This is a genomic window from Candidatus Coxiella mudrowiae (genome assembly GCA_001077715.1).
Taxonomy (GTDB): domain Bacteria; phylum Pseudomonadota; class Gammaproteobacteria; order Coxiellales; family Coxiellaceae; genus Coxiella; species Coxiella mudrowiae.
On record CP011126.1, the window covers coordinates 417,671 to 437,493 of the forward strand.

Below are 19,823 nucleotides of genomic sequence, written 5' to 3' on the forward strand. Positions count from 1 at the left end.
AAAGGCACGAGGAAGACTTAGGTAATCGTTAGATTAATTATTTCCGTTCGTTTAAGGGAATTACATCCCGCTCTTTTTCACCGATATATAATTGGCAAGGACGAGCGAGTGGGTGATCCGAACTCATCATTTCCATCCAGTGAGAAATCCAACCAACGGTCCTCGATAAAGCAAAAATCACTGTAAACATATTAGAAGGAATTCCAATAGCATTTAGAGTAAGACCCGAATAAAAATCCACGTTGGGATAAAGTTTCTTTTTAATAAAATAGTCATCTTCTAACACAATTTTTTCGAGTTTTCTTGCTAATTTAAATAGCGTTTCCTCTTGTTTACTTACCACATTCAAAACTTCATGGCAGGTTTGTTGCATTACTTTTGCTCGCGGATCATAGTTTTTATAAACACGATGGCCAAAACCCATTAAACGGAAAGGATCATCTTTGTCTTTTGCTTTTTTGAGGTACTTATTAATGTTCTTCTCATGGCCTATTTCTTGGAGCATATTAAGGCAAGCTTCATTGGCCCCACCATGTGCCGCTCCCCACAGAGCACTAATTCCCGCCGAAATACATGCAAAAGGATTGGCGCCTGTAGAACCCGCCACGCGGACTGTAGTAGTCGAAGCATTTTGTTCATGGTCGGCGTGCAATGTAAAAATCCGGTCTATTGCACGAACTAATACGGGATCCGGGAGCTTTTCTTCATAAGGCGTCCCAAACATCATATGAAGAAAATTTTCGGCGTAGGACATATCCTGACGGGGATGTATAAATGCTTGGCCTATTGAATATTTATAGCTCATTGCGGCAAGAGTGGGCATTTTTGCTATCAGACGAATAGCTGATAATTCTCGATGTTTGGGATTTTTAATATCGAGAGCATCGTGATAAAACGCCGATAACGCCCCCACTGTGGAAAGTACCATGGCCATTGGGTGAGCATTACGTTGGAAGCCATCAAAGAAATGAGTTACTTGTTCATAAACATTAATGTGGTTTTTAACAAAGTGAACAAATTTTTCTTTTTGGTTTTTATTGGGTAACTCACCATACAGAAGTAAATAACAAACTTCTATGTAGTTACACAATTCGGCTAGTTGATCAATGGGGTAACCTCGATACAATAAAACACCTTGTTCACCATCGATAAAAGTAATTTTGGATTCACAAGCGGCAGTTGAATAAAAACCTACGTCTAAAGTATAAATACCGGCTTTACCAAGAGTTTTTATATTTATAGAGTCTTTACCTAAAGCGGGAGATTTAATCGGAAATTCAGCAGATTGATTACCGAAAGAGAGTTTTGCTGTAGACGTGGTCATGGATGCTCCTCATAGCAGGCAACGAACAATATTTAATTCTAAATTTATTTTCAAAGATTGACCAATTCCAATTGTAAGAAAAATTTTTTGGAATTGATACTTAAGAAGCTACTTCTTCCTTCAGCCACATCAAATCTCGGTTTGTGTTCTTTTGATAATGTCGTTATAATCACCAAGCGAGTAGCGCAAGCACCGTACAAATACCATAGCGCTATCCCTTTGATTAAAAACAGATTTCTAAAATGGAGTGATGGGATGCGTACCGAACGGCCGGTTAGGGCGGTTAATCTTGATCTCACTAAATTTCGTTTTCCACCGATGGCCCTCGTATCGATTTGCCATCGAATTTCTGGCTTTATTCTTTTTTTATGTATGCCTTTAATGTTTTATCTCCTGCATCAAGCCACGCTATCGGAAGCCTCATTTGGGGATTTGCAACAATTGCTCATCCATAACCATTGGCTAAAAGTTGCCGTATGGATCACGTTTTCTGCCACTTTGTTTCATTTATTTGCTGGCATACGCCACTTGGTAATGGATCTTGGTTTCGGGGAATCTGTCCGTGAGGGGCGCATCACGGCCTATATGGTTTTCGTGATTTCATTTATCGCTATTATATTAGCAGGAGTGTGGATATGGTAGACCGGACAAGCCGGCGCGGTTATTGCGACTGGTTCGTGCAACGCATCACCGCTTTGTTGAGCGGTATTTATGCCGTTTTTCTCATCATTTTTCTGCTTATACACCACCCCATTTCTTATGCGCAATGGCATTCCTTATTTACACATTTGGCCATGAAAATTTTTACCTTACTAGTGATTTTTAGTGTGCTATGGCATGCATGGATCGGCATGTGGACGATTTTCACAGATTATGTAAAAAATAAGCCAACCCGATTAGCATTAGAGACAATCGTTTGCTTGCTATTAGTTGCTTATTTTATATGGGCCATTGAATTTTTGTGGATAGTGCGGTGAGTGAGGTAAGCATGAATTCCATCCAAGTTAAAGAATATGACGCCTTGATTGTGGGCGCGGGTGGCGCGGGATTACGCGCTGCATTAGAAATGGCACAGTCGCGAGAATATAAAGTGGCTGTTGTTTCAAAAGTTTTTCCTACTCGATCTCACACTGTTTCTGCACAAGGAGGTATTGCAGCGGCTTTGGGAAATGTAGTTCCCGATAAACCGATATGGCATATGTACGATACCGTAAAAGGTTCTGATTATTTGGGTGATCAGGATGCCATCCAATACATGTGTGAACAAGCGCCTCCTTCCGTGTACGAATTAGAGCATTATGGTCTCCCTTTTTCCCGCTTAGACGATGGCCGTGTTTATCAGCGTGCTTTCGGCGGACATACCCGCGATTTTGGAAAAGAAATGGCACGTCGTACCTGCGCTTGCGTGGATCGAACGGGTCATGCGATGTTGCATACGCTCTATCAAAAAAATGTCGAAGCCGGAACTCACTTTTATAACGAGTGGTATGGCATTGACTTGGTTCGGGGGATTAATGGGGGGATTGTGGGCCTAATTGCTTTGAATATGGCAACGAGTGATTTGGTCTTTTTTAAATCGCGAGCGACCATTTTTGCAAGCGGCGGTGCAGGTCGTATTTATGAAACCACTAGTAACGCATATACAAACACTGGAGATGGAATTGGAATGGCCCTTCGAGCCGGCTTGCCTGTGCAGGATATGGAATTTTGGCAATTCCATCCTACGGGTATTTACGGAGTGGGGTGTTTGATTACTGAAGGGGCCCGTGGTGAAGGTGGATATCTTATTAACAAAGACGGTGAGCGGTTCATGGAACGTTATTCACCGCATTTAAAAGACCTTGATTGTCGGGATGTTGTTTCGCGTTCTATTTTACAAGAAGTTATGTCAGGAAATGGTGTAGGTCCAAAGAAGGATCACGTTTTATTGAAATTGGACCATTTAGGTGGAAAAGTATTGCGAGAGCGTTTACCCGGTATTATTGAGCTTTCAGAAAAATTTGCTAACGTTGATATCACTAAAGAACCCGTTCCGATTTTACCCACGTGTCATTATATGATGGGTGGTATCCCTACGACCATTCATGGACAAGCGCTAACCGTGGATGAAAGCGGTAATGACCAAGTAGTTGAAGGTATGTTCGCTGCCGGTGAGTGTGCTTGCGTGTCCGTCCATGGAGCCAATCGGTTGGGAACGAATTCTCTATTAGATTTGGTCGTTTTCGGACGAGCAATCGGTTTGTATTTGCAAGAAGTGTTGAAAACGGAATTAAAGCATCGTGCTGAAAATCCCGATGATATTGATAGCACTTTAGCTCGTCTCAAACGTTGGGAAAAATCGGATAATACGGAAAATCCAGTGACAATTCGTCAAGAAATGGCGAAAGCTATGTCAGAAGATTTTGGTGTTTTCCGAGATGAGAAACAAATGGAGCAAGGATTAAAGCGTTTAGAAAAATTACAAGAACGATTACAGCGAGCAAAATTGATGGACACTAGTCGGAGATTTAATAATGCACGGGTGGAAGCACTAGAACTTGATAATTTAATCGAAGTGGCTTGCGCAACGGCCGTTTGTGCTAAGCAACGTACAGAAAGCCGAGGAGCTCATTCCCGTTACGATTATAAAGAGCGCGATGACGTCAATTGGTTAAAACATACAGTTTATTTTCAAGATGGGCGCATTGATTATCGTCCTGTTAATATGAAACCCAAGGAAATGGAACCATTTTTACCTAAAGTGAGAGATTAAGGTATGAACAAAAAATCTCGAGTGATGACGTTTTCTATAATGCGTTTCAATCCCGAAACGGATAAAAAACCTTATATGCAGGATTATCAGCTGGATGTTTCCACGATACCCGGGAAAATGTTGCTCAATGCTTTGGAAGCAATTCGTGAAAAGTACCCAGACATCGGCTTGCGTCGTTCGTGTGGGGAGGGAGTATGTGGATCGGATGGAATGAATATTAATGGTAAAAATGGCTTGGCTTGTGTAACACAATTAAAAACCTTGCCGGATCGAGTAGTAGTTCGACCTTTGTCGGGTTTTCCTATTATTCGTGATTTAATTGTCGATATGGAGCAGTTTTATGCTCAGTACAAAAAAGTAAAACCTTACCTTCTCAACAATCAAGAGACCCCACAAAAGGAGCGGTTGCAATCACCTGCCGATCGTGCCAAATTAGACGGGCTCTACGAATGTATTTTGTGCGCTTGCTGTTCGTCTTCTTGCCCTTCTTATTGGTGGAATCCTGATAAATTTATTGGACCCGCAGGATTGTTATGGTCTTATCGATTTATTGCCGATAATCGGGATACTGAGAAAAAAGAACGCTTAGATGCAATGAAAGATCCTTACAGTGTTTTTCGTTGTCGAACCATTATGGATTGTGCAACTGTGTGTCCGAAGAATCTTAATCCAGCGAAAGCAATTCGACAAATTCGTATGGGGATGCTTTGTGAAAGAGAAAGTGGTGAGTAAGTTAATCGCCTCTAACCTCTCGAAAGAACGTGAGAAAGGCGAATAGCTTAGGAGAAAATAAAAAATTATGCAAAAAGAAACAGTGATGGAACAATTTCAAAAAAGTTCGTATTTAGCTGATAACAACACTGGTTACATTGAAACGCTTTACGAAAATTTTCTTAGAGATCCCAATAGTGTTAATGAAGAATGGCGCCATTATTTTCAATCCTTATCACAAGGCACTACTGTACCGGACATTTCAGATGTCAGCAATCAAGAAGAATTTCGTGAATTAGCACAGCAAGCTCGTATTGCTGCCCCGAGTGTAGCACCGGCCAGCAAGCAAACGGCGGTTGACTTATTAATTGAAGCTTATCGGCGATTTGGTCATCTCAACGCGAAGATTGACCCTTTGGGTGGCGATCGACCAGTGGATTCCCGCTTGGAATTAAATCATTACGGCCTAACGGAAGCTGATTTTAAAGAAACATTTTCAACAGTGGGTTTTTTAGATAAACCTCAAGCAACATTAAAAGAGATATATAACCATTTACGTGAAGTTTATTGCAGTTCTATTGGTGTCCAATTCAGTACCATCTCAGATGAGCGGGAGCGACATTGGTTGCGAGATTATGTAGAACATCGACTGGGTCACATTGATTTTGATAAAGAAATTAAAAGAAATATTTTACAGAAATTGGTAGCAGCAGAAACTCTCGAAAAATACCTCGATACGAAATATGTAGGCCAAGTTCGCTATTCTTTGGAAGGTGGTGAAAGTTTAATTCCCCTTTTAGACGAACTAATCAAACGGGCCCGGGGCAAGAAATTAGATGAAGTAGTAATTTGCATGGCCCATCGCGGTCGGGTCAATGTGTTATTGAATATCATGGGTCAATCGGCTGCTGAATTATTTCAAGAGTTTGAAGGCAAAAAAGATTATGGTTTGACGTCGGGGGACGTAAAATATCACCGGGGCTATTCGCGAGATGTAAAAACCGTTGAGGGTCCGATTCATTTATCGTTAGCTTTTAATCCTTCGCATTTGGAATTTATATGTCCCGTGGTAATGGGATCTGTGCGGGCACGCCAAGAAAGAAAGAATGGACAAAATCCGGATTACGCGATGGCTGTAATGATCCATGGAGACGCTTCCTTTGCGGGCGAAGGTATTGTCATGGAAGCGCTCAACATGTCGCAAACGCGAGCCTATTATGTGGGTGGTTCTATCCATATTATTTTGAATAATCAATTGGGTTTTACTACCAGCAATCCTAAAGACGCGCGATCCTCCTTGTATTGCACCGATATAGCGAAAATGCTCGATGCATCAGTATTCCATGTTAATAGTGATGATCCTGAAGCCGTGATTGCAGTTACCCAATTGGCGCTGGATTATCGAATGGAATTCCATAAAGATATCTTTATTGATCTTGTTTGTTATCGACGACGCGGCCATCAAGAGGTAGACGATCCAGTGCCGACTCAACCTGCGATGTACAAGATTATTCAAGAGCACGCCACTACTCGAGTGCTTTATGCAAAAGAACTTATTAACCAAAAGATTTGTACTTCTGAAGAAGTCGATGAATGGACAAAAAAATATCGCACTTGTCTCGATGAAGGACGACAAATGCTAGAGACTCTTCCCGATAATCTGTCGGCGCATTATGCAGTCAATTGGACTCCCTACCTCGGCCAAGAATGGGCTACTGTGGTAGTAGATACCACTGTTCCATTGAAAAAATTAAAAGTACTTGGAGAAAAGATCGCTACATTGCCTGATAGGCTTAAACTTCATCGTAAAGTCGCTGCTATTTACGAGGCAAGACTCGAAATGGCCGAAGGTAAAGCTCCAATGGATTGGGGTTTTGGTGAAATGATTGCTTATGCTTCTTTGTTAGAAGAAGGATATCCAGTTAGATTGGTGGGACAGGATTCTCGACGAGGTACTTTTTTTCATCGACATGCCGCTGTTTTTAATCAAGATACTGGAAAAGAGTATGAGCCCTTAAAACATTTAAATTCCAAACAAGCAAAAGTACATATTTACGATTCTTTACTTTGTGAAACTGGCGCACTAGGGTTTGAATATGGTTATTCCACTGCTGACCCAAAGTCATTAATTATTTGGGAGGCGCAATTTGGTGACTTTGCCAACGTGGCTCAAGTGATTGTTGATCAATTTATAAGTTCGGGATGGCAAAAATGGAATCGCCTCTCTGGTTTAGTGATGTTTTTGCCGCATGGTTATGAAGGTAAGGGTCCCGAGCATTCTTCGGCTCGGTTAGAGCGTTACTTGCAACTTTGTGCTCAGAATAATATACAAGTGTGTGTTCCTACTACACCCGCACAAATTTTCCATTTATTGCGACGTCAAGTATTACGTACTTATCGGAAACCTTTAATTGTTATGACGCCGAAGAGTTTATTACGTCATAAATTGGCGGTTTCTTCGTTAGAAGATTTAACTCATGGCCAATTGAAATTAATCATTCCCGAAATTGATAAGCAGGATCCGAAAAAAATAAAACGGGTTGTACTTTGCAGTGGTAAAGTTTATTACGATCTATTAAGCAAACGGCGCGAGAATAAATTAAATAATGTTGCTTTGATTCGTATTGAACAATTATATCCATTTCCTTATGATGAATTAAAATCGGAACTTAAAAAATATTCCAATGCGAAACAACTAATTTGGTGTCAGGAGGAACCTAAGAATCAAGGCGCTTGGTTCTGTACTCGCCATCGACTCACAAAATGTTTACAAAATAATCAAACTTTAGATTATGTAGGACGGCCTGCTTCAGCTGCGCCGGCCGCGGGTTATCCAGCACTTTATTTAAAATCGCAAAACAAATTGATTAATGAAGCTTTAGAGCTCGGAGAGGAAATTTAACATGCCCACAATTGAAATTAAAGTTCCCATGCTCCCCGAATCCGTTACCGATGCCACGGTGGCAAAATGGTACAAAAAGGAGGGTGATTCCATTTCTCGGGATGAAAACTTAGTCGACTTAGAAACCGATAAAGTAATGTTAGAAGTCCCAGCACCAAAAGATGGTATTATCAAAAAGATAGAGGTTAAAGAGGGCAGAGTTGTTAAGGCAAACGAAATTCTTGCAATATTAGAAGAAGACCATGGAGAAGGCGAAGTTGAGGAAGAAAAAAAAGAGAAAAAAGATAAAGATGAAGATGAAGTAAAAAAGAGCGAAGAAGAAGAAAAAACTAAGAAAAAATCTGAAGAAAGTGAGAGTGAGCTGAGTCCTGCTGTTCGCCGATTGGTTGCTGAAAAAGGTCTGGATGTTAACGAAATTGAAGGGAGTGGGAAAGAAGGACGAATTACGAAAAAAGATGTGGAGGATTATTTAGAAATTCAAAAAGCAAAACCTGCTGAAAAAGAAATTGGAAAAGAGGAGCCAACGGAAAAACGCGTTCCTCTTTCTCGCATTCGTCAACGAATCGCGGAACGCTTAGTTCAAGTACAGCAAGAAGCTGCATTATTAACCACCTTTAATGAAATTAATATGAAATCAGTAATGGACTTAAGGAAAAAATACCGCGATGAATTTGAGAAAAGACACAAAGTCCGCTTAGGCTTAATGTCATTTTTTATGAAAGCTTCAGTTGAAGCGCTGAAAAGATTTCCGATGGTAAATGCTTCGATTGATGGTAGCGAAATTATTTATCACAATTATTACGACATCGGGATCGCGGTAGGTACGGAACGTGGCTTAGTGGTCCCTGTTCTCAGAAATGCGGAAAATATGAGCATGGCTGATATTGAGAAGCAAATCCGAGAATATGGCTCTCGAGCTCAAGAAGGGCGTTTGGGAATTGATGAATTAACAGGGGGAACGTTCACAATTACCAATGGAGGAACTTATGGATCTCTCTTATCTACGCCAATCATTAATCCTCCTCAAACTGCTATTTTGGGAATACATAAAATTGAGGATCGACCTGTTGTAGAAAATGGAAAAATTGTCATTCGGCCAATAATGTTAGTGGCTTTATCTTACGATCACCGCGTGCTCGATGGCCGTGAAGCGGTATTATTTTTGGTAACTATTAAGGAATTACTGGAGGATCCGGCCCGTTTAGTGTTGGGGATATGATGATAATTCTACATTCTAGCCCTCAAAAGGGAGTGGTTGGATGAGGGAAGAGTAAAAAAAGAAAAAAACATGAACTTACACGAATATCAATCAAAACATCTATTAAAAAAATACAACATTCCTGTGCCTCTAGGTGAAGTGGTTTTTAATCCGGAAGCAGCTGTCGATGCGGCCAGTAAAATTGGTGGTAATCGTTGGGTAGTTAAAGCCCAAGTGCATGCAGGTGGTCGTGGAAAAGCAGGTGGTGTCTGTTTAGTCCAGAATAAAGAAGAGCTAAGGGCCGCTGTAAAAGCCTTACTAGGAACGCGTTTAGTTACCTACCAAACAGACAAACGTGGGCAACCGGTAAATCAAGTTTTAATTGAAAAAACATCTAATATCGCTCGAGAATTATATTTGGGTGCGGTAATCGATCGCTCCTCTCAGCGGATTGTTTTTATAGCTTCCACGGAGGGCGGTGTTGAAATTGAGAAAGTAGCGGAAAAATCTCCCGAGAAAATTTTAAAAATAATTGTTGATCGTGCAGTTGGATTACAACCTTTTCAATGTCGGCAATTATTCTTTGGTCTAAATTTAGATCCTGCCCAAATGCCATCATTTACGGATATTGTTATTGGGCTGTATGAATTATTTATCGAACGCGACCTGAGCTTATTAGAAATTAATCCTCTCATCGTCACTGGTTCAGGCGAACTTCTTTGTTTAGATGCAAAATTAAATGTGGATGATAACGCGCTTTATCGTCAACTGGAACTTCGTGAAATGCGTGATGCAAGTCAAGAAGACGAACACGAAACTTTAGCACAACAATGGGAATTAAGTTATATCAAATTGGATGGTAATATTGGTTGTATGGTGAACGGGGCAGGACTTGCCATGGCTACCATGGATCTTATTAAACTGGCAGGCGGTGAGCCGGCTAATTTCCTGGACGTGGCTGGAAGTGCTACCAAAGAACGGGTAACCGAAGCTTTTAAAATTATCGTCTCAGATAAAAATGTCAAAGGAATTCTCGTAAATATATTCGGCGGCATTGTTCGATGTGATTTAATCGCCGAAGGTATTATTAGTGCAGTGAAAGAAGTTAGTGTTGATGTTCCAGTAGTCGTTCGTTTAGAAGGAAACAATGCTCAATTGGGTGCAAAGAAACTTGTAGAGAGTGGCATGAACATCGTTGCTGCAAAAGGTTTTGCAGATGCCGCGAAAAAAATCGTTGAACAAGTAAAGGTGACAGCATAATGAGTATTTTAATTAATAAAGAAACCAAAGTGATTTGCCAAGGTTTTACCGGAAAAAATGGTACTTTCCACTCCGAGAAAGCATTGCAATATGGAACAAAAATGGTAGGTGGTGTGACACCGGGGAAAGGGGGACAAGAGCATTTGGGATTACCTGTTTTTAATAGCGTGCATGAAGCTGTAGATAAAACAGGCGCTGATGCCACTATGATTTTCGTTCCGGCACCTTTTTGCAAAGATTCTATTATTGAGGCCATCGATGCAGGCATAAGTTTGGTGATTTGCATTACTGAGGGAGTTCCTGTTCTTGATATGCTGACCGTTAAAGCCTATCTTAAACAGCATCCTGATGTACGTTTAATTGGGCCAAATTGCCCTGGGGTTATTACACCAGGGGAGTGCAAAATTGGAATTATGCCAGGGCATATCCATCAGCCCGGAAAAGTCGGTATTGTTTCTCGCTCAGGAACTTTGACTTATGAAGCTGTGAATCAAACCACACAATTGGATTTTGGTCAAAGTACGTGTGTGGGTATCGGGGGTGATCCTATTCCGGGCACCAGTTTTATTGATGTGTTGGAGTTATTTGAAAAGGATCCCCAAACAGAAGCCATAGTGATGGTGGGTGAGATTGGCGGTACAGCAGAAGAAGAAGCGGCGGAGTTTATTAAGTCTGATGTAAAGAAACCAGTGGTCTCCTATATTGCTGGAGTGACCGCACCCTTAGGTAAAAGGATGGGGCACGCAGGAGCTATTATTACTGGAGGAAAAGGAACTGCCGCAGATAAATATGCCGCTTTAGAAGCTGCAGGTGTTTTTACAGTAAAATCACCAGCCGAAATTGGTCAAGGAGTCGCTGAAGCAACAGGCTAGGTTGGTTCATTGGAATTGACGGAAACGAAACCACCGCAATCGATTCAACTACTAGAATCCCTTAAATTTTATTTTCTCTTTCTTCGTTATATCGAGGTGGGACTGACTTCCTTCCTCATGGATGTGGGTATTTTTGCACTGTGTTACTTGATTACTCACCAAAAACTCAGCTCTCTCGTGATTGGCCGTTTAATTTCGGCTTCTTTTAATTTTTATTTCAATAAATACTTAGTTTACCGTTCCTTGGACAAAGGGTTATTGAAACGAGAAGTCTTTCGATATTTGTTATTGGCTATTGGCATTTTCTTCATTTACTATCGAACCATTCAGCTATTAATCACGCATTTTCATATCCATATTATCGGCGCTAAAATTATCATTGATATCCTATTGTTTTGTATTAATTTTATTGTTCAAAAATACCTCTTTCAGCCTGGAATGCGAGCAGAAGTTAACTGATTCTTGTCGATACTCTCTCTTGAGGCAATGGTTCCTTGAAACTAGCCCTCCTTTTTAAGTCGTCTTTAGTTAATTGTGCTATATTTGTACATATATATGTAAAGGTATAAAAGATATGTCAGAAGTGGAGGAAAGGTTCTTAGACTGCCTCGATAGGAGGTTTGTTAATGAAGAATGGGTTAGTGATAGTAGTATCTGGCTGGATTATTGATGATGGGATCACAATAGTTTATAAAAGCTATTCCTATCCGTGAGTTACTGACAAATACTGGATGGAATGAGCGTTTCCAATGGTATTTTGCTGCCGATCCGTATTCTTAAAAGAAGTACAAAACACAAAATACTCCTCGTCGCTCAGGGAGTGATTTTTTATCTTCAATTTCAATCCGAAGAACTCACCAATAGAATAGTATATGCTTATGAAAATGGGCTATTAGTGTCCAGCGGGCGGGTTTCCGGTGGTGTGCATTATTGCGCTGACATTAAACGATCCTGTCAAATTCCCGTGGGGACCCTTCCGGGTTAAAGGTCCAGCTAAATATCATTCAACTATTTGTCCGAAACTGCATGAGAGTGCTCGTATGGATTATTGTATGTTTTTCAGCAAATATTATGCAATCTCAATCTATGGTTCCAATCATGTGCCTGCTGCTAATGTCAGTCATGGGTGCATCCGTGTTTGGGCCCTTCGGTAGCGCGATGGTTGCATAGCGATTTTATGCAGATCGGAACTGCGGTAGTCGTTAAACCCTATTAAAAAGATCGTCCTGCATTCATTCCAGTGAAGAAATGGAAAAATTCTTAGTCAGTGAAATTTTTGGGATGCCATACATCCCTTATTTCAAAAGAATTACTGAAATGTGCTTTTCTTTTTTAGCGACCCCTGGATTATGGTTACTTTAATTTAAACAATCTAAAATGCCATTGTCCTTGGAATATTATTGTAGAGACAGAAGCTTCGAAAGATTGCAAGAAGGTTTGGAAACAATTACTCGCTCGTATTCTTATTCTTAATTTACGAAAGAGTTAAAGATGGAGAGGAGAGCTTCTCTAATTTTTTTCTGCGATCAAGTAAAAACATTATTGTAGGCATTTTGGGTATCTGGATCGCGTTTATTAAATAAGCGAATAAAAGATATTTTTCTTTTTTGGGCATTCGTCGATATTTGCTTAAATTCGTTTATCGCCTTCTCTTCAGGCAGTCCTTTCTAGAATTTTTCAACTGTTTTCATGAGATCAAAAATGCCTGTGGGGATTTGGTAACTTTTACCATCGTTAAGGGACTATTTTTTACTTTCCCAAAAGCTTGAGCTGAAGCAACGTTCTTGCAAGTAACTAAGGTTACCCTCATCCAGGGGTCAACCGGTACATTATAATTTTGCTTCTATACCCTCGGGGGAAATGGTTTTCCGATAAGCCTGAATAGCACTCTCAACCCGTTTGCAACGGGAGCCTTCCTTATCGTAGTATTATCTCTATTGTTAACTGATTGTTGGCTTGGGATGTGACAAGAGCATACAACGTTGTTTGAGTTTGGTTCTTACCATTACCGAGGGCAAATAACTCCAATAGGGATGGCTTGACTTTCCTTTTCCTTTATCCAAATTCTGTCGTCCTTAGTAAGGGTAGTTTGCAAAATAAATTTATTTTCCTCGGTTAATTTTACACATTGCAAAAATCGCATTGCTAAATAAAAAGATTGCTTGTCAATTGGCAGACTCAAACAAGTTGCTCTAAGAGCACGAGAAGTGGAGTCGGCTGCATAACTGATATTGATTCCTGATTTTTTGAATCGTTCATTGGAAGGATGATCATCTATTTCCGTTGGGGGGGTACCAACCAAATATTTTGGGTAGAGGATAAGAGCGGATCATTTCTTCTGTGGGGGTGGATTGTTCTTTGGTAAAAATTGCGTGGGTAAAAATACTTCCCAATATCCTAGTTCTTTGGCATTTTTGATATCTTCTAAATTACCCAAATAATCATCGACAAACACGCCCTTAATTTTTCTATTTTCGTTGTTTATTTCTTTTAAGAGAACAAAATACGTTTAAAGTGGTCTTTTTTATAGGCCATTGTCTATGAGAATCCGCCGAAATATCAATATTTTTGATAAGTTTTTTGTCTAATTTTAGAAAATTTTCTAAATAATCGAGAATAAATTGGCCGTAGGCAGTATGAGAAGTAATAGTTAATTTGTACCCAGCGCGATAATAGGCTTCAAGTTTTGGTTTCCATTGGAGAATGAAATTGTTAAAATCCTTAAGAAGATTTTTGCGGAGGACCGAGATAAGATTTTGATATTTTAATTGTTGACCTTTTTGTTTAGCTGCTATTATTTATTGCCTGAGCCAGTTTGTTATGAAGGTGGATAGGAATTAATGTTTTATCGAAATCAAAAACAATAATTTTAGACATTGAGAGTCCTCTTTGTTAGGTTTTAATTTTCTTAATTTCTTCTCCTTTGCGTAAAGTAAAAACCTCATAGCCATGTTCAGTCACCGCAAGCGTATGCTCCCATTGAGCTGATAATCGGTGGTCCTTGGTGACGACTGTCCAATCGTCATTAAGCAGCTTAACGTGCTGTTTGCCAGCATTAATCATTGGTTCGATCGTAAATGTCATCCCCGGTTCTAAAGTAAGTCCGGTCCCAAGCTTACCATAATGAAGAACTTGCAATTCAGGTTCATGAAAGACACTACCTATGCCATGGCCACAATATTCTCGAACAACGGAATAGTGATTTTTTTCCGCATGAGCTTGGATGGCTGAACCCAGATCGCCTAATCGTGCTCCTGGCTTTACCATGGAAATTCCAATATAAAGACATTCTTGCGTAACGCGAATGAGTCGCTCCGCATGAGGTGGGATTTTGCCTACAGTGAACATTTTGCTCGTGTCGCCATGGTAGCCATCTTTGAGAACAGTCACATCAATATTGATGATGTCGCCTTCTTTTAATTTTTTATCGCCAGGAATTCCATGACACACCACATGGTTAACCGATGTGCAAATGGATTTTGGGAACCCTAAATAATTTAAAGGTGCAGGGACGGCTTTCTGAACATTCGTGATGTAGTTGTGACAAATTGTATTAAGCTCATCGGTAGAAATGCCGGGTTTTACATAAGGCTCGATTATTTCAAGTACTTCGGCGGCTAAACGACCAGCAACCCGCATCTTTTCCAACTCTTCAGATGTTTTGATGGATATTGACATTTGTAGGAGTATAGAGGCCTCACCCAAAAAGATGCAAGTTCCATTGGCCCCCCTGCACGATTAAGAATTCCTGGCTAAGCTCAGGGCTGTGGTCAGAATGCTGCAGTACCAAACTCGATCTTCCATCCCTTCTTCCTTTGTGATATAAGGGTGCAGAAAATTCACACATCTATCGACACATAAGTTTGGGGTGCCTGCTAACTTAGGTTGTATTATGGGGTAGATGGAGGTTTTAACCCGGAGATAGATATGACCGATATAACCATGCGTCAAATGCTGGAAGCTGGTGTTCACTTTGGCCACCAGACCCGTTATTGGAATCCCAAGATGGCTCCATATATTTATGGGACTCACCAAAAAATCCATATCATTAATCTTGAAGAAACATTGCCTCTTTTTCGAGAAGCATTAACATTTATTAGGGATGTGGCTTCGAAACGTGGCAAGCTTTTATTTGTAGGAACTAAATTTGCGGCTCGCGAAATCGTGAAGGAAGAAGCTATTCGTTGTGGGATGCCTTATGTGGATTACCGTTGGCTGGGAGGCATGTTGACCAACTATAAAACTATTCGGCAGTCGATTAAGCGTCTAAAAGAACTCGAAGAGCGTTTGGAAAACGAAGATAACCTTGTAGGGATGACTAAGAAAGAAATCTTGAGTTTGATGCGTGAAAAAGAAAAATTAGCTGCTAATTTATCCGGCATTAAAAATATGGGTAGTTTGCCAGATGTTTTATTCGTAATCGATGTAGGTCATGAAAAGATTGCGATTCAAGAGGCTAAGCGTTTGGGCATTCTGGTCGTAGGTGTGGTTGATACGAATGAGAGCCCTGACGACATTGATTATGTTATTCCTGGTAACGATGACGCTATTCGTGCTATTCGCCTTTATTGTAAGGCAATGGCTGATACTATTATCGATGCTCGTAGTGCTTTGGAGTTAAAAAAAGAAGAAGAGCCTAAAGAAAAAGAGAAAATTAAAGTAAAAACTACAGTGAAAAAAGTAGTAACTAAAAAGGCGAAAGTAGCTGAAAAGGTTCCTCTAGCGGGAGAGAAAACTGAAAAGCTCTTTGCCATGAAAAAAGTAGAAACACGCCCTTCGCAAAAGGAAAAATCACAGCCCCTCAAGGCCAACGCGAAATCATTAAAAAGTGAAGAGGCAAAAGTAGAAAACGAAGAAAATAAAGCTGAAGCAGAAAGTAAATAAGGGGAAAATAATGACGACAATTACGGCAGCCATGGTTAAAGAATTGCGGGAGATCACGGGTGCAGGGATGATGGCATGTAAAAAAGCCCTGCAAACCGCGAATGGTAATATGGAAGCTGCCATTAAAGAATTGCGTAAAGCAGGTGAAGCAACAGCAGCTAAACTCGCTGGCAAAAAGACAGCGGAAGGCATAGTTGTTATTGCAGTAAGCAATGATGGTAAGAAAGGTTTCATGGCAGAAATAAATTGTCAAACAGATTTTGTGGTGTGGGATGAGGGATTTTCAGCATTTGCTCAGAACGTTGTCGATCGCGGGTTAGCAGAAGGAACTACCCATATTGCCGCTACCCTTGCTCTTCCTCATCAGACTGGCTCATCGACTACGTTGGAGCAAGCCAGACGAGAGCTTATCACTAAAATCGGCGAAAATATTCAAGTTCGCCGTGTGGCATTATTATCTTCTGATGGTGTCGTTGGTCATTACTCCCATGGAAGTCGAATTGGAGTTTTAGTGGCACTTGAGGCCAAGAAATTAGCCTTAGCTAAAGATATTGCCATACATATCGCTGCATTTAATCCGCGAACCGTCCGACCGGATGATATTCCCATCGAGCTGGTAGAAAAGGAAAAAGAAATCTTAATAGCACAAGCGAAAGAAAGCGGCAAGCCTCAAAACATTATTGATAAAATGGTTGGCGGCCGCTTGAATAAATTCTTAAAAGAAATGAGTTTAGAAGGTCAAGCTTTTGTAAAAGATCCAGAAATTCTAGTAGGCGATTTGTTAAAATCGGAAAAAGCAACAGTGTCGGCATTTGTGCGTTTTGAAGTGGGCGAAGGTATCGAGAAAGATTCACAAAGTTTCGCTGATGAGGTAATGGTACAAGTACAAGGAAATCGTTAATGACGAATGGGCCACAACCGGTTTATCGAAGAGTGCTTTTAAAGATGAGTGGTGAAGCGCTTATGGGAAAAGAGAACTATGCTATTGATCCTGAAGTTTTGGATCGTATGGCAAAAGACATCACTCAAGTTTATCAACTTGGGGTGCAAGTGGCCATTGTTATCGGCGGAGGTAATTTCTTCCGGGGGGCCGCCTTGCAAAAGGCGGGTATCAATCGTATAACGGGCGATTATATGGGAATGTTAGCCACGTTGATGAATGCGTTGGCTTTGCGGGATGCCTTTGAGCGATCTAATTTACCGGTCCGGATTTTATCTGCTATCCCCATGACCGGTGTGGTCGATGCTTTCCATCGGCGCAAAGCGATCCATCATTTACAGCAAGGTCGCGTAGTAATCTTTGCTGCTGGTACCGGAAACCCTCTGGTAACTACCGATTCTGCAGCGAGTTTGCGGGGAATTGAAATTGGCGCCGATGTGGTTTTAAAAGCCACTAACGTGGATGGAGTTTATTCAGAAGACCCAGCAAAGAATCCGAAAGCGAAACTTTATAAACATTTAACTTATCAAGAAGCTTTAGAAAAAGAATTAGCGGTCATGGACCTCGCCGCGTTTTGCCAATGTCGAGATCACAATATGTCGCTTCGGGTCTTTAATATTAATAAACCGGGAACCATGCTTCGGGTTATTATGGACACAGCAGAAGGAACCTTAGTGGATTGAGGTTAAGTGAGATCCAATTCCGCCCTCCCTAGTGGAGAAAAGAAAATCAAAATCTCTTCCGCTTGCTGGAGAGATTAGGCTGAAGGTTATTATGATTAATGAGATTATCAACGACGCAAAAGCGAGAATGGAAAAAAGTGTAACAGCTTTAAAAACTGAATTGGCGAAATTAAGGGCTGGACGTGCACATCCGAGCTTGTTGGAACATGTTAAAGTGAGTTATTACAATGTCGACACACCTCTTAATCAAGTAGCAACAATTGCTATTGAAAATCCTCGGATGCTTAGGGTTACTCCTTGGGAAAAAAACATGGTTGGCCCAATTGAAAAAGCTATCCAAACCGCCGATCTGGGCTTACATCCCTCCACTGCGGGAATGGTAATTCGTGTTCCTTTGCCTCCTTTAACAGAGGAGCGTCGCCGGGAGCTTTCTCGTGTGGTGCGTGATGAGGCCGAAAAAGCGCGAGTAGCAATACGAAATATTCGTCGGGAAGCTAACAACGACTTAAAGGAATTGTTAAAAGAAAAAGAAATCAGCGAAGACGAGGAACGACGGGCGCAAACCAACATTCAAAAGCTCACCGATGAACAAATCTCAGAAGTAGAGAAAATTGCCTCCCAAAAGGAAGCAGATTTAATGGCTGTGTGATAATGAGGACTCATTTCAGGACGACTTGGGGGGGGGATGGGAAATATCTTTAAGCAAAAAAAGGTTTTTGAAATGAGTTCAAATTCTTTGCCTCGGCATGTTTCAATTGTAATGGATGGTAATGGTCGGTGGGCCAAGCGTCGCGGATTGCCAAGGATAGCGGGTCATCGAGCAGGCGCTAAAACTGTCCCGAAGGTGATTGAGTATGCCAGCAACAAGGGGATTGAAGTTTTAACACTTTTTGCTTTTAGTTTGGAAAATCAAGCTCGTCCTCAGCCGGAAGTTGATTTTTTAATGTCTTTTTTTTTAGATTCTTTAGAGCGCAATACAGACGAGCTTCACAAAAACAATATTTGTCTCCGAATTATTGGGGATCATCAAGAGTTTGATAGAAAATTATTGGCGCAAATCTATGCCTCTCAGGAACTCACCAAAAATAATAGAGGTTTAAAATTAATTATTGCCTTAAACTACAGCGGTCGTTGGGATATTGTACAGGCAGCTCAACGGTTAGGTAAGAAGATTCAGAATGGGGAAATAAATCCTGAATCAATCACAGCTAAATTATTTCAAGAATATGTATTTTTAAGCGATTTGCCCGAACCTGACTTATTAATCCGCACTAGTGGCGAACAACGTTTAAGTAATTTTATGTTATGGCAGGCTGCTTATACGGAAATTTATTTCACGCCTACGTATTGGCCTGATTTTAATTCTAATACTTTTGAGCAAGCCTTGGCGTTTTATCAAACCCGTCAACGTCGTTTTGGGTTAACGCCAGAACAGGTTGAAGAGCAGTATGTTTAAGCATCGTGTACTCACGTTGTTGGTCTTAGTTCCTCTTTTACTCTTAGCAATTCTGTATTTGCCCATGCCTTGGTTTAGCCTTTTAATTGGTGCTGTAATGCTCTGGGCGGCCTGGGAATGGTCCCCTTTAGCAGGAATAAAAAATTATTATTTTCGTACTCTCTATGTGATTACGATCCTATTGGCTCTGATAGGGACTTACTACCTCCCTATCTTTTGGGTGTTAATTATTTCCTTTATTATTTGGTTATGGGCCGCAGCGGCCGTTATTTGTTACGCAAAAGGTTTCTTTCCTATGGGCTTTCAATATAACGTAATAAAAATTGTTGTAAGCTTTTTTGTGTTAACTTCCTGTTGGGTAGTCGGAGTGGCGTTGCGTGAAGACATGGGTGGGCCGGGGTGGTTGGTATTTGGTTTAGTATTGATTTGGGCTATGGATATAGGAGCTTACTTAGCTGGTCGATGGTGGGGAAAGCGAACGCTAATTGCGCGTGTTAGTCCCAATAAAACATGGGAAGGATTGGTTGGCGGTATTGTTTTAACGTTAGCGATCGCAGTTATTATCTCTCTTGTTTTCCGTCAACCTCTTTTTCGATTGATATTAATAAGTCTCTTAGCCCTAATTACGGCTATTTTTGCGATTATAGGTGATTTATTCGAAAGTATGCTGAAACGACAAGCGGGAGTGAAAGACACGGGTCAATTACTTCCTGGTCACGGCGGCATTCTTGATCGTATTGATAGTATTCTTGCTGCACTTCCTATTTTCCTCTTAGGGTCTTTGTGGATCTGGCTAATTTAATCTTAAACCACGTTATTCTTGAAAAGAAAATCTTAAAAG

At 40.7% G+C, this 19,823-nt stretch carries 19 protein-coding genes; 16 read left to right on the forward strand and 3 right to left on the reverse strand.

Translation table 11 applies throughout. The features are described 5' to 3' along the window. Positions 1–37 precede the first annotated feature (37 nt). Positions 38–1,324, reverse strand: coding sequence for a citrate synthase (gene gltA / locus CleRt_RS02045; protein ID WP_048875007.1), 1,287 nt, complete (start codon positions 1,322–1,324; stop codon positions 38–40). Between the two features lie 87 nt (positions 1,325–1,411). On the opposite strand from gltA, the gene sdhC reads away from it, so the two are divergent. The 10 genes from sdhC to CleRt_RS08205 all read left to right on the forward strand — a co-directional run bounded on the left by sdhC (position 1,412) and on the right by CleRt_RS08205 (position 12,004). Beyond that, on the forward strand, positions 1,412–1,966 hold the full coding sequence (gene sdhC / locus CleRt_RS02050; protein ID WP_235379154.1) for a succinate dehydrogenase, cytochrome b556 subunit: 555 nt from the start codon (positions 1,412–1,414) through the stop codon (positions 1,964–1,966). Then, positions 1,954–2,301: a succinate dehydrogenase, hydrophobic membrane anchor protein gene (sdhD, locus tag CleRt_RS02055; protein ID WP_157870799.1), complete on the forward strand. Its 348-nt coding sequence runs from the start codon at positions 1,954–1,956 to the stop codon at positions 2,299–2,301. The genes sdhC and sdhD overlap by 13 nt, the downstream gene beginning before the upstream one ends. Positions 2,302–2,312: 11 nt before the next feature. Beyond that, complete coding sequence (sdhA, locus tag CleRt_RS02060) at positions 2,313–4,076, forward strand: succinate dehydrogenase flavoprotein subunit (protein ID WP_048875010.1); 1,764 nt, start codon at positions 2,313–2,315, stop codon at positions 4,074–4,076. Positions 4,077–4,079: 3 nt separating this feature from the next. Then, complete coding sequence (locus CleRt_RS02065; protein WP_082160405.1) at positions 4,080–4,808, forward strand: succinate dehydrogenase iron-sulfur subunit; 729 nt, start codon at positions 4,080–4,082, stop codon at positions 4,806–4,808. 85 nt (positions 4,809–4,893) lie between these two features. Continuing rightward, positions 4,894–7,689, forward strand: a complete 2,796-nt coding sequence (locus CleRt_RS02070) for a 2-oxoglutarate dehydrogenase E1 component (protein WP_442778093.1) — start codon at positions 4,894–4,896, stop codon at positions 7,687–7,689. 1 nt (position 7,690) lies between these two features. Further along, positions 7,691–8,908 carry a 2-oxoglutarate dehydrogenase complex dihydrolipoyllysine-residue succinyltransferase gene (gene odhB / locus CleRt_RS02075; RefSeq protein WP_048875012.1) on the forward strand — a complete coding sequence of 406 codons (1,218 nt, stop codon included), beginning with the start codon at positions 7,691–7,693 and terminating at the stop codon, positions 8,906–8,908. 36 nt (positions 8,909–8,944) lie between these two features. Further along, the gene (sucC, locus tag CleRt_RS02080; RefSeq protein ID WP_306686791.1) at positions 8,945–10,147 is read left to right on the forward strand and encodes an ADP-forming succinate--CoA ligase subunit beta; all 1,203 of its coding nucleotides are present in this window, start codon (positions 8,945–8,947) and stop codon (positions 10,145–10,147) included. After that, complete coding sequence (sucD, locus tag CleRt_RS02085; RefSeq protein ID WP_048875013.1) at positions 10,147–11,019, forward strand: succinate--CoA ligase subunit alpha; 873 nt, start codon at positions 10,147–10,149, stop codon at positions 11,017–11,019. Before sucC ends, sucD begins: the two co-directional genes overlap by 1 nt. A 9-nt stretch (positions 11,020–11,028) precedes the next feature. Further along, positions 11,029–11,478: a GtrA family protein gene (locus CleRt_RS02090; protein ID WP_235379155.1), complete on the forward strand. Its 450-nt coding sequence runs from the start codon at positions 11,029–11,031 to the stop codon at positions 11,476–11,478. Positions 11,479–11,755: 277 nt separating this feature from the next. Then, on the forward strand, positions 11,756–12,004 hold the full coding sequence (locus CleRt_RS08205) for a hypothetical protein (RefSeq protein WP_053097830.1): 249 nt from the start codon (positions 11,756–11,758) through the stop codon (positions 12,002–12,004). A gap of 1,020 nt (positions 12,005–13,024) precedes the next feature. On the opposite strand, the gene CleRt_RS02100 is transcribed toward CleRt_RS08205, so the two are convergent. After that, a complete protein-coding gene (locus CleRt_RS02100; protein ID WP_048875014.1) occupies positions 13,025–13,321 on the reverse strand; it encodes a hypothetical protein in 297 nt (98 codons plus the stop codon). A gap of 590 nt (positions 13,322–13,911) precedes the next feature. Then, positions 13,912–14,697, reverse strand: a complete 786-nt coding sequence (gene map, locus CleRt_RS02105; protein WP_048875015.1) for a type I methionyl aminopeptidase — start codon at positions 14,695–14,697, stop codon at positions 13,912–13,914. 249 nt (positions 14,698–14,946) lie between these two features. On the opposite strand from map, the gene rpsB reads away from it, so the two are divergent. The 6 genes from rpsB (at position 14,947) to CleRt_RS02135 (ending at position 19,784) form a co-directional block, all read left to right on the forward strand. Beyond that, on the forward strand, positions 14,947–15,903 hold the full coding sequence (gene rpsB / locus CleRt_RS02110) for a 30S ribosomal protein S2 (RefSeq protein ID WP_053097832.1): 957 nt from the start codon (positions 14,947–14,949) through the stop codon (positions 15,901–15,903). A gap of 10 nt (positions 15,904–15,913) precedes the next feature. Beyond that, positions 15,914–16,804 carry a translation elongation factor Ts gene (tsf, locus tag CleRt_RS02115; RefSeq protein WP_048875016.1) on the forward strand — a complete coding sequence of 297 codons (891 nt, stop codon included), beginning with the start codon at positions 15,914–15,916 and terminating at the stop codon, positions 16,802–16,804. Next, positions 16,804–17,526 carry a UMP kinase gene (gene pyrH, locus CleRt_RS02120; RefSeq protein ID WP_048875017.1) on the forward strand — a complete coding sequence of 241 codons (723 nt, stop codon included), beginning with the start codon at positions 16,804–16,806 and terminating at the stop codon, positions 17,524–17,526. The genes tsf and pyrH overlap by 1 nt, the downstream gene beginning before the upstream one ends. A 91-nt stretch (positions 17,527–17,617) precedes the next feature. Then, positions 17,618–18,175: a ribosome recycling factor gene (frr, locus tag CleRt_RS02125; RefSeq protein ID WP_048875018.1), complete on the forward strand. Its 558-nt coding sequence runs from the start codon at positions 17,618–17,620 to the stop codon at positions 18,173–18,175. Positions 18,176–18,211: 36 nt separating this feature from the next. Continuing rightward, on the forward strand, positions 18,212–18,982 hold the full coding sequence (gene uppS / locus CleRt_RS02130) for an undecaprenyl pyrophosphate synthase (RefSeq protein ID WP_082160406.1): 771 nt from the start codon (positions 18,212–18,214) through the stop codon (positions 18,980–18,982). Then, a complete protein-coding gene (locus tag CleRt_RS02135) occupies positions 18,975–19,784 on the forward strand; it encodes a phosphatidate cytidylyltransferase (protein ID WP_048875019.1) in 810 nt (269 codons plus the stop codon). The genes uppS and CleRt_RS02135 overlap by 8 nt, the downstream gene beginning before the upstream one ends. The last annotated feature ends 39 nt before the right edge of the window (positions 19,785–19,823 follow it).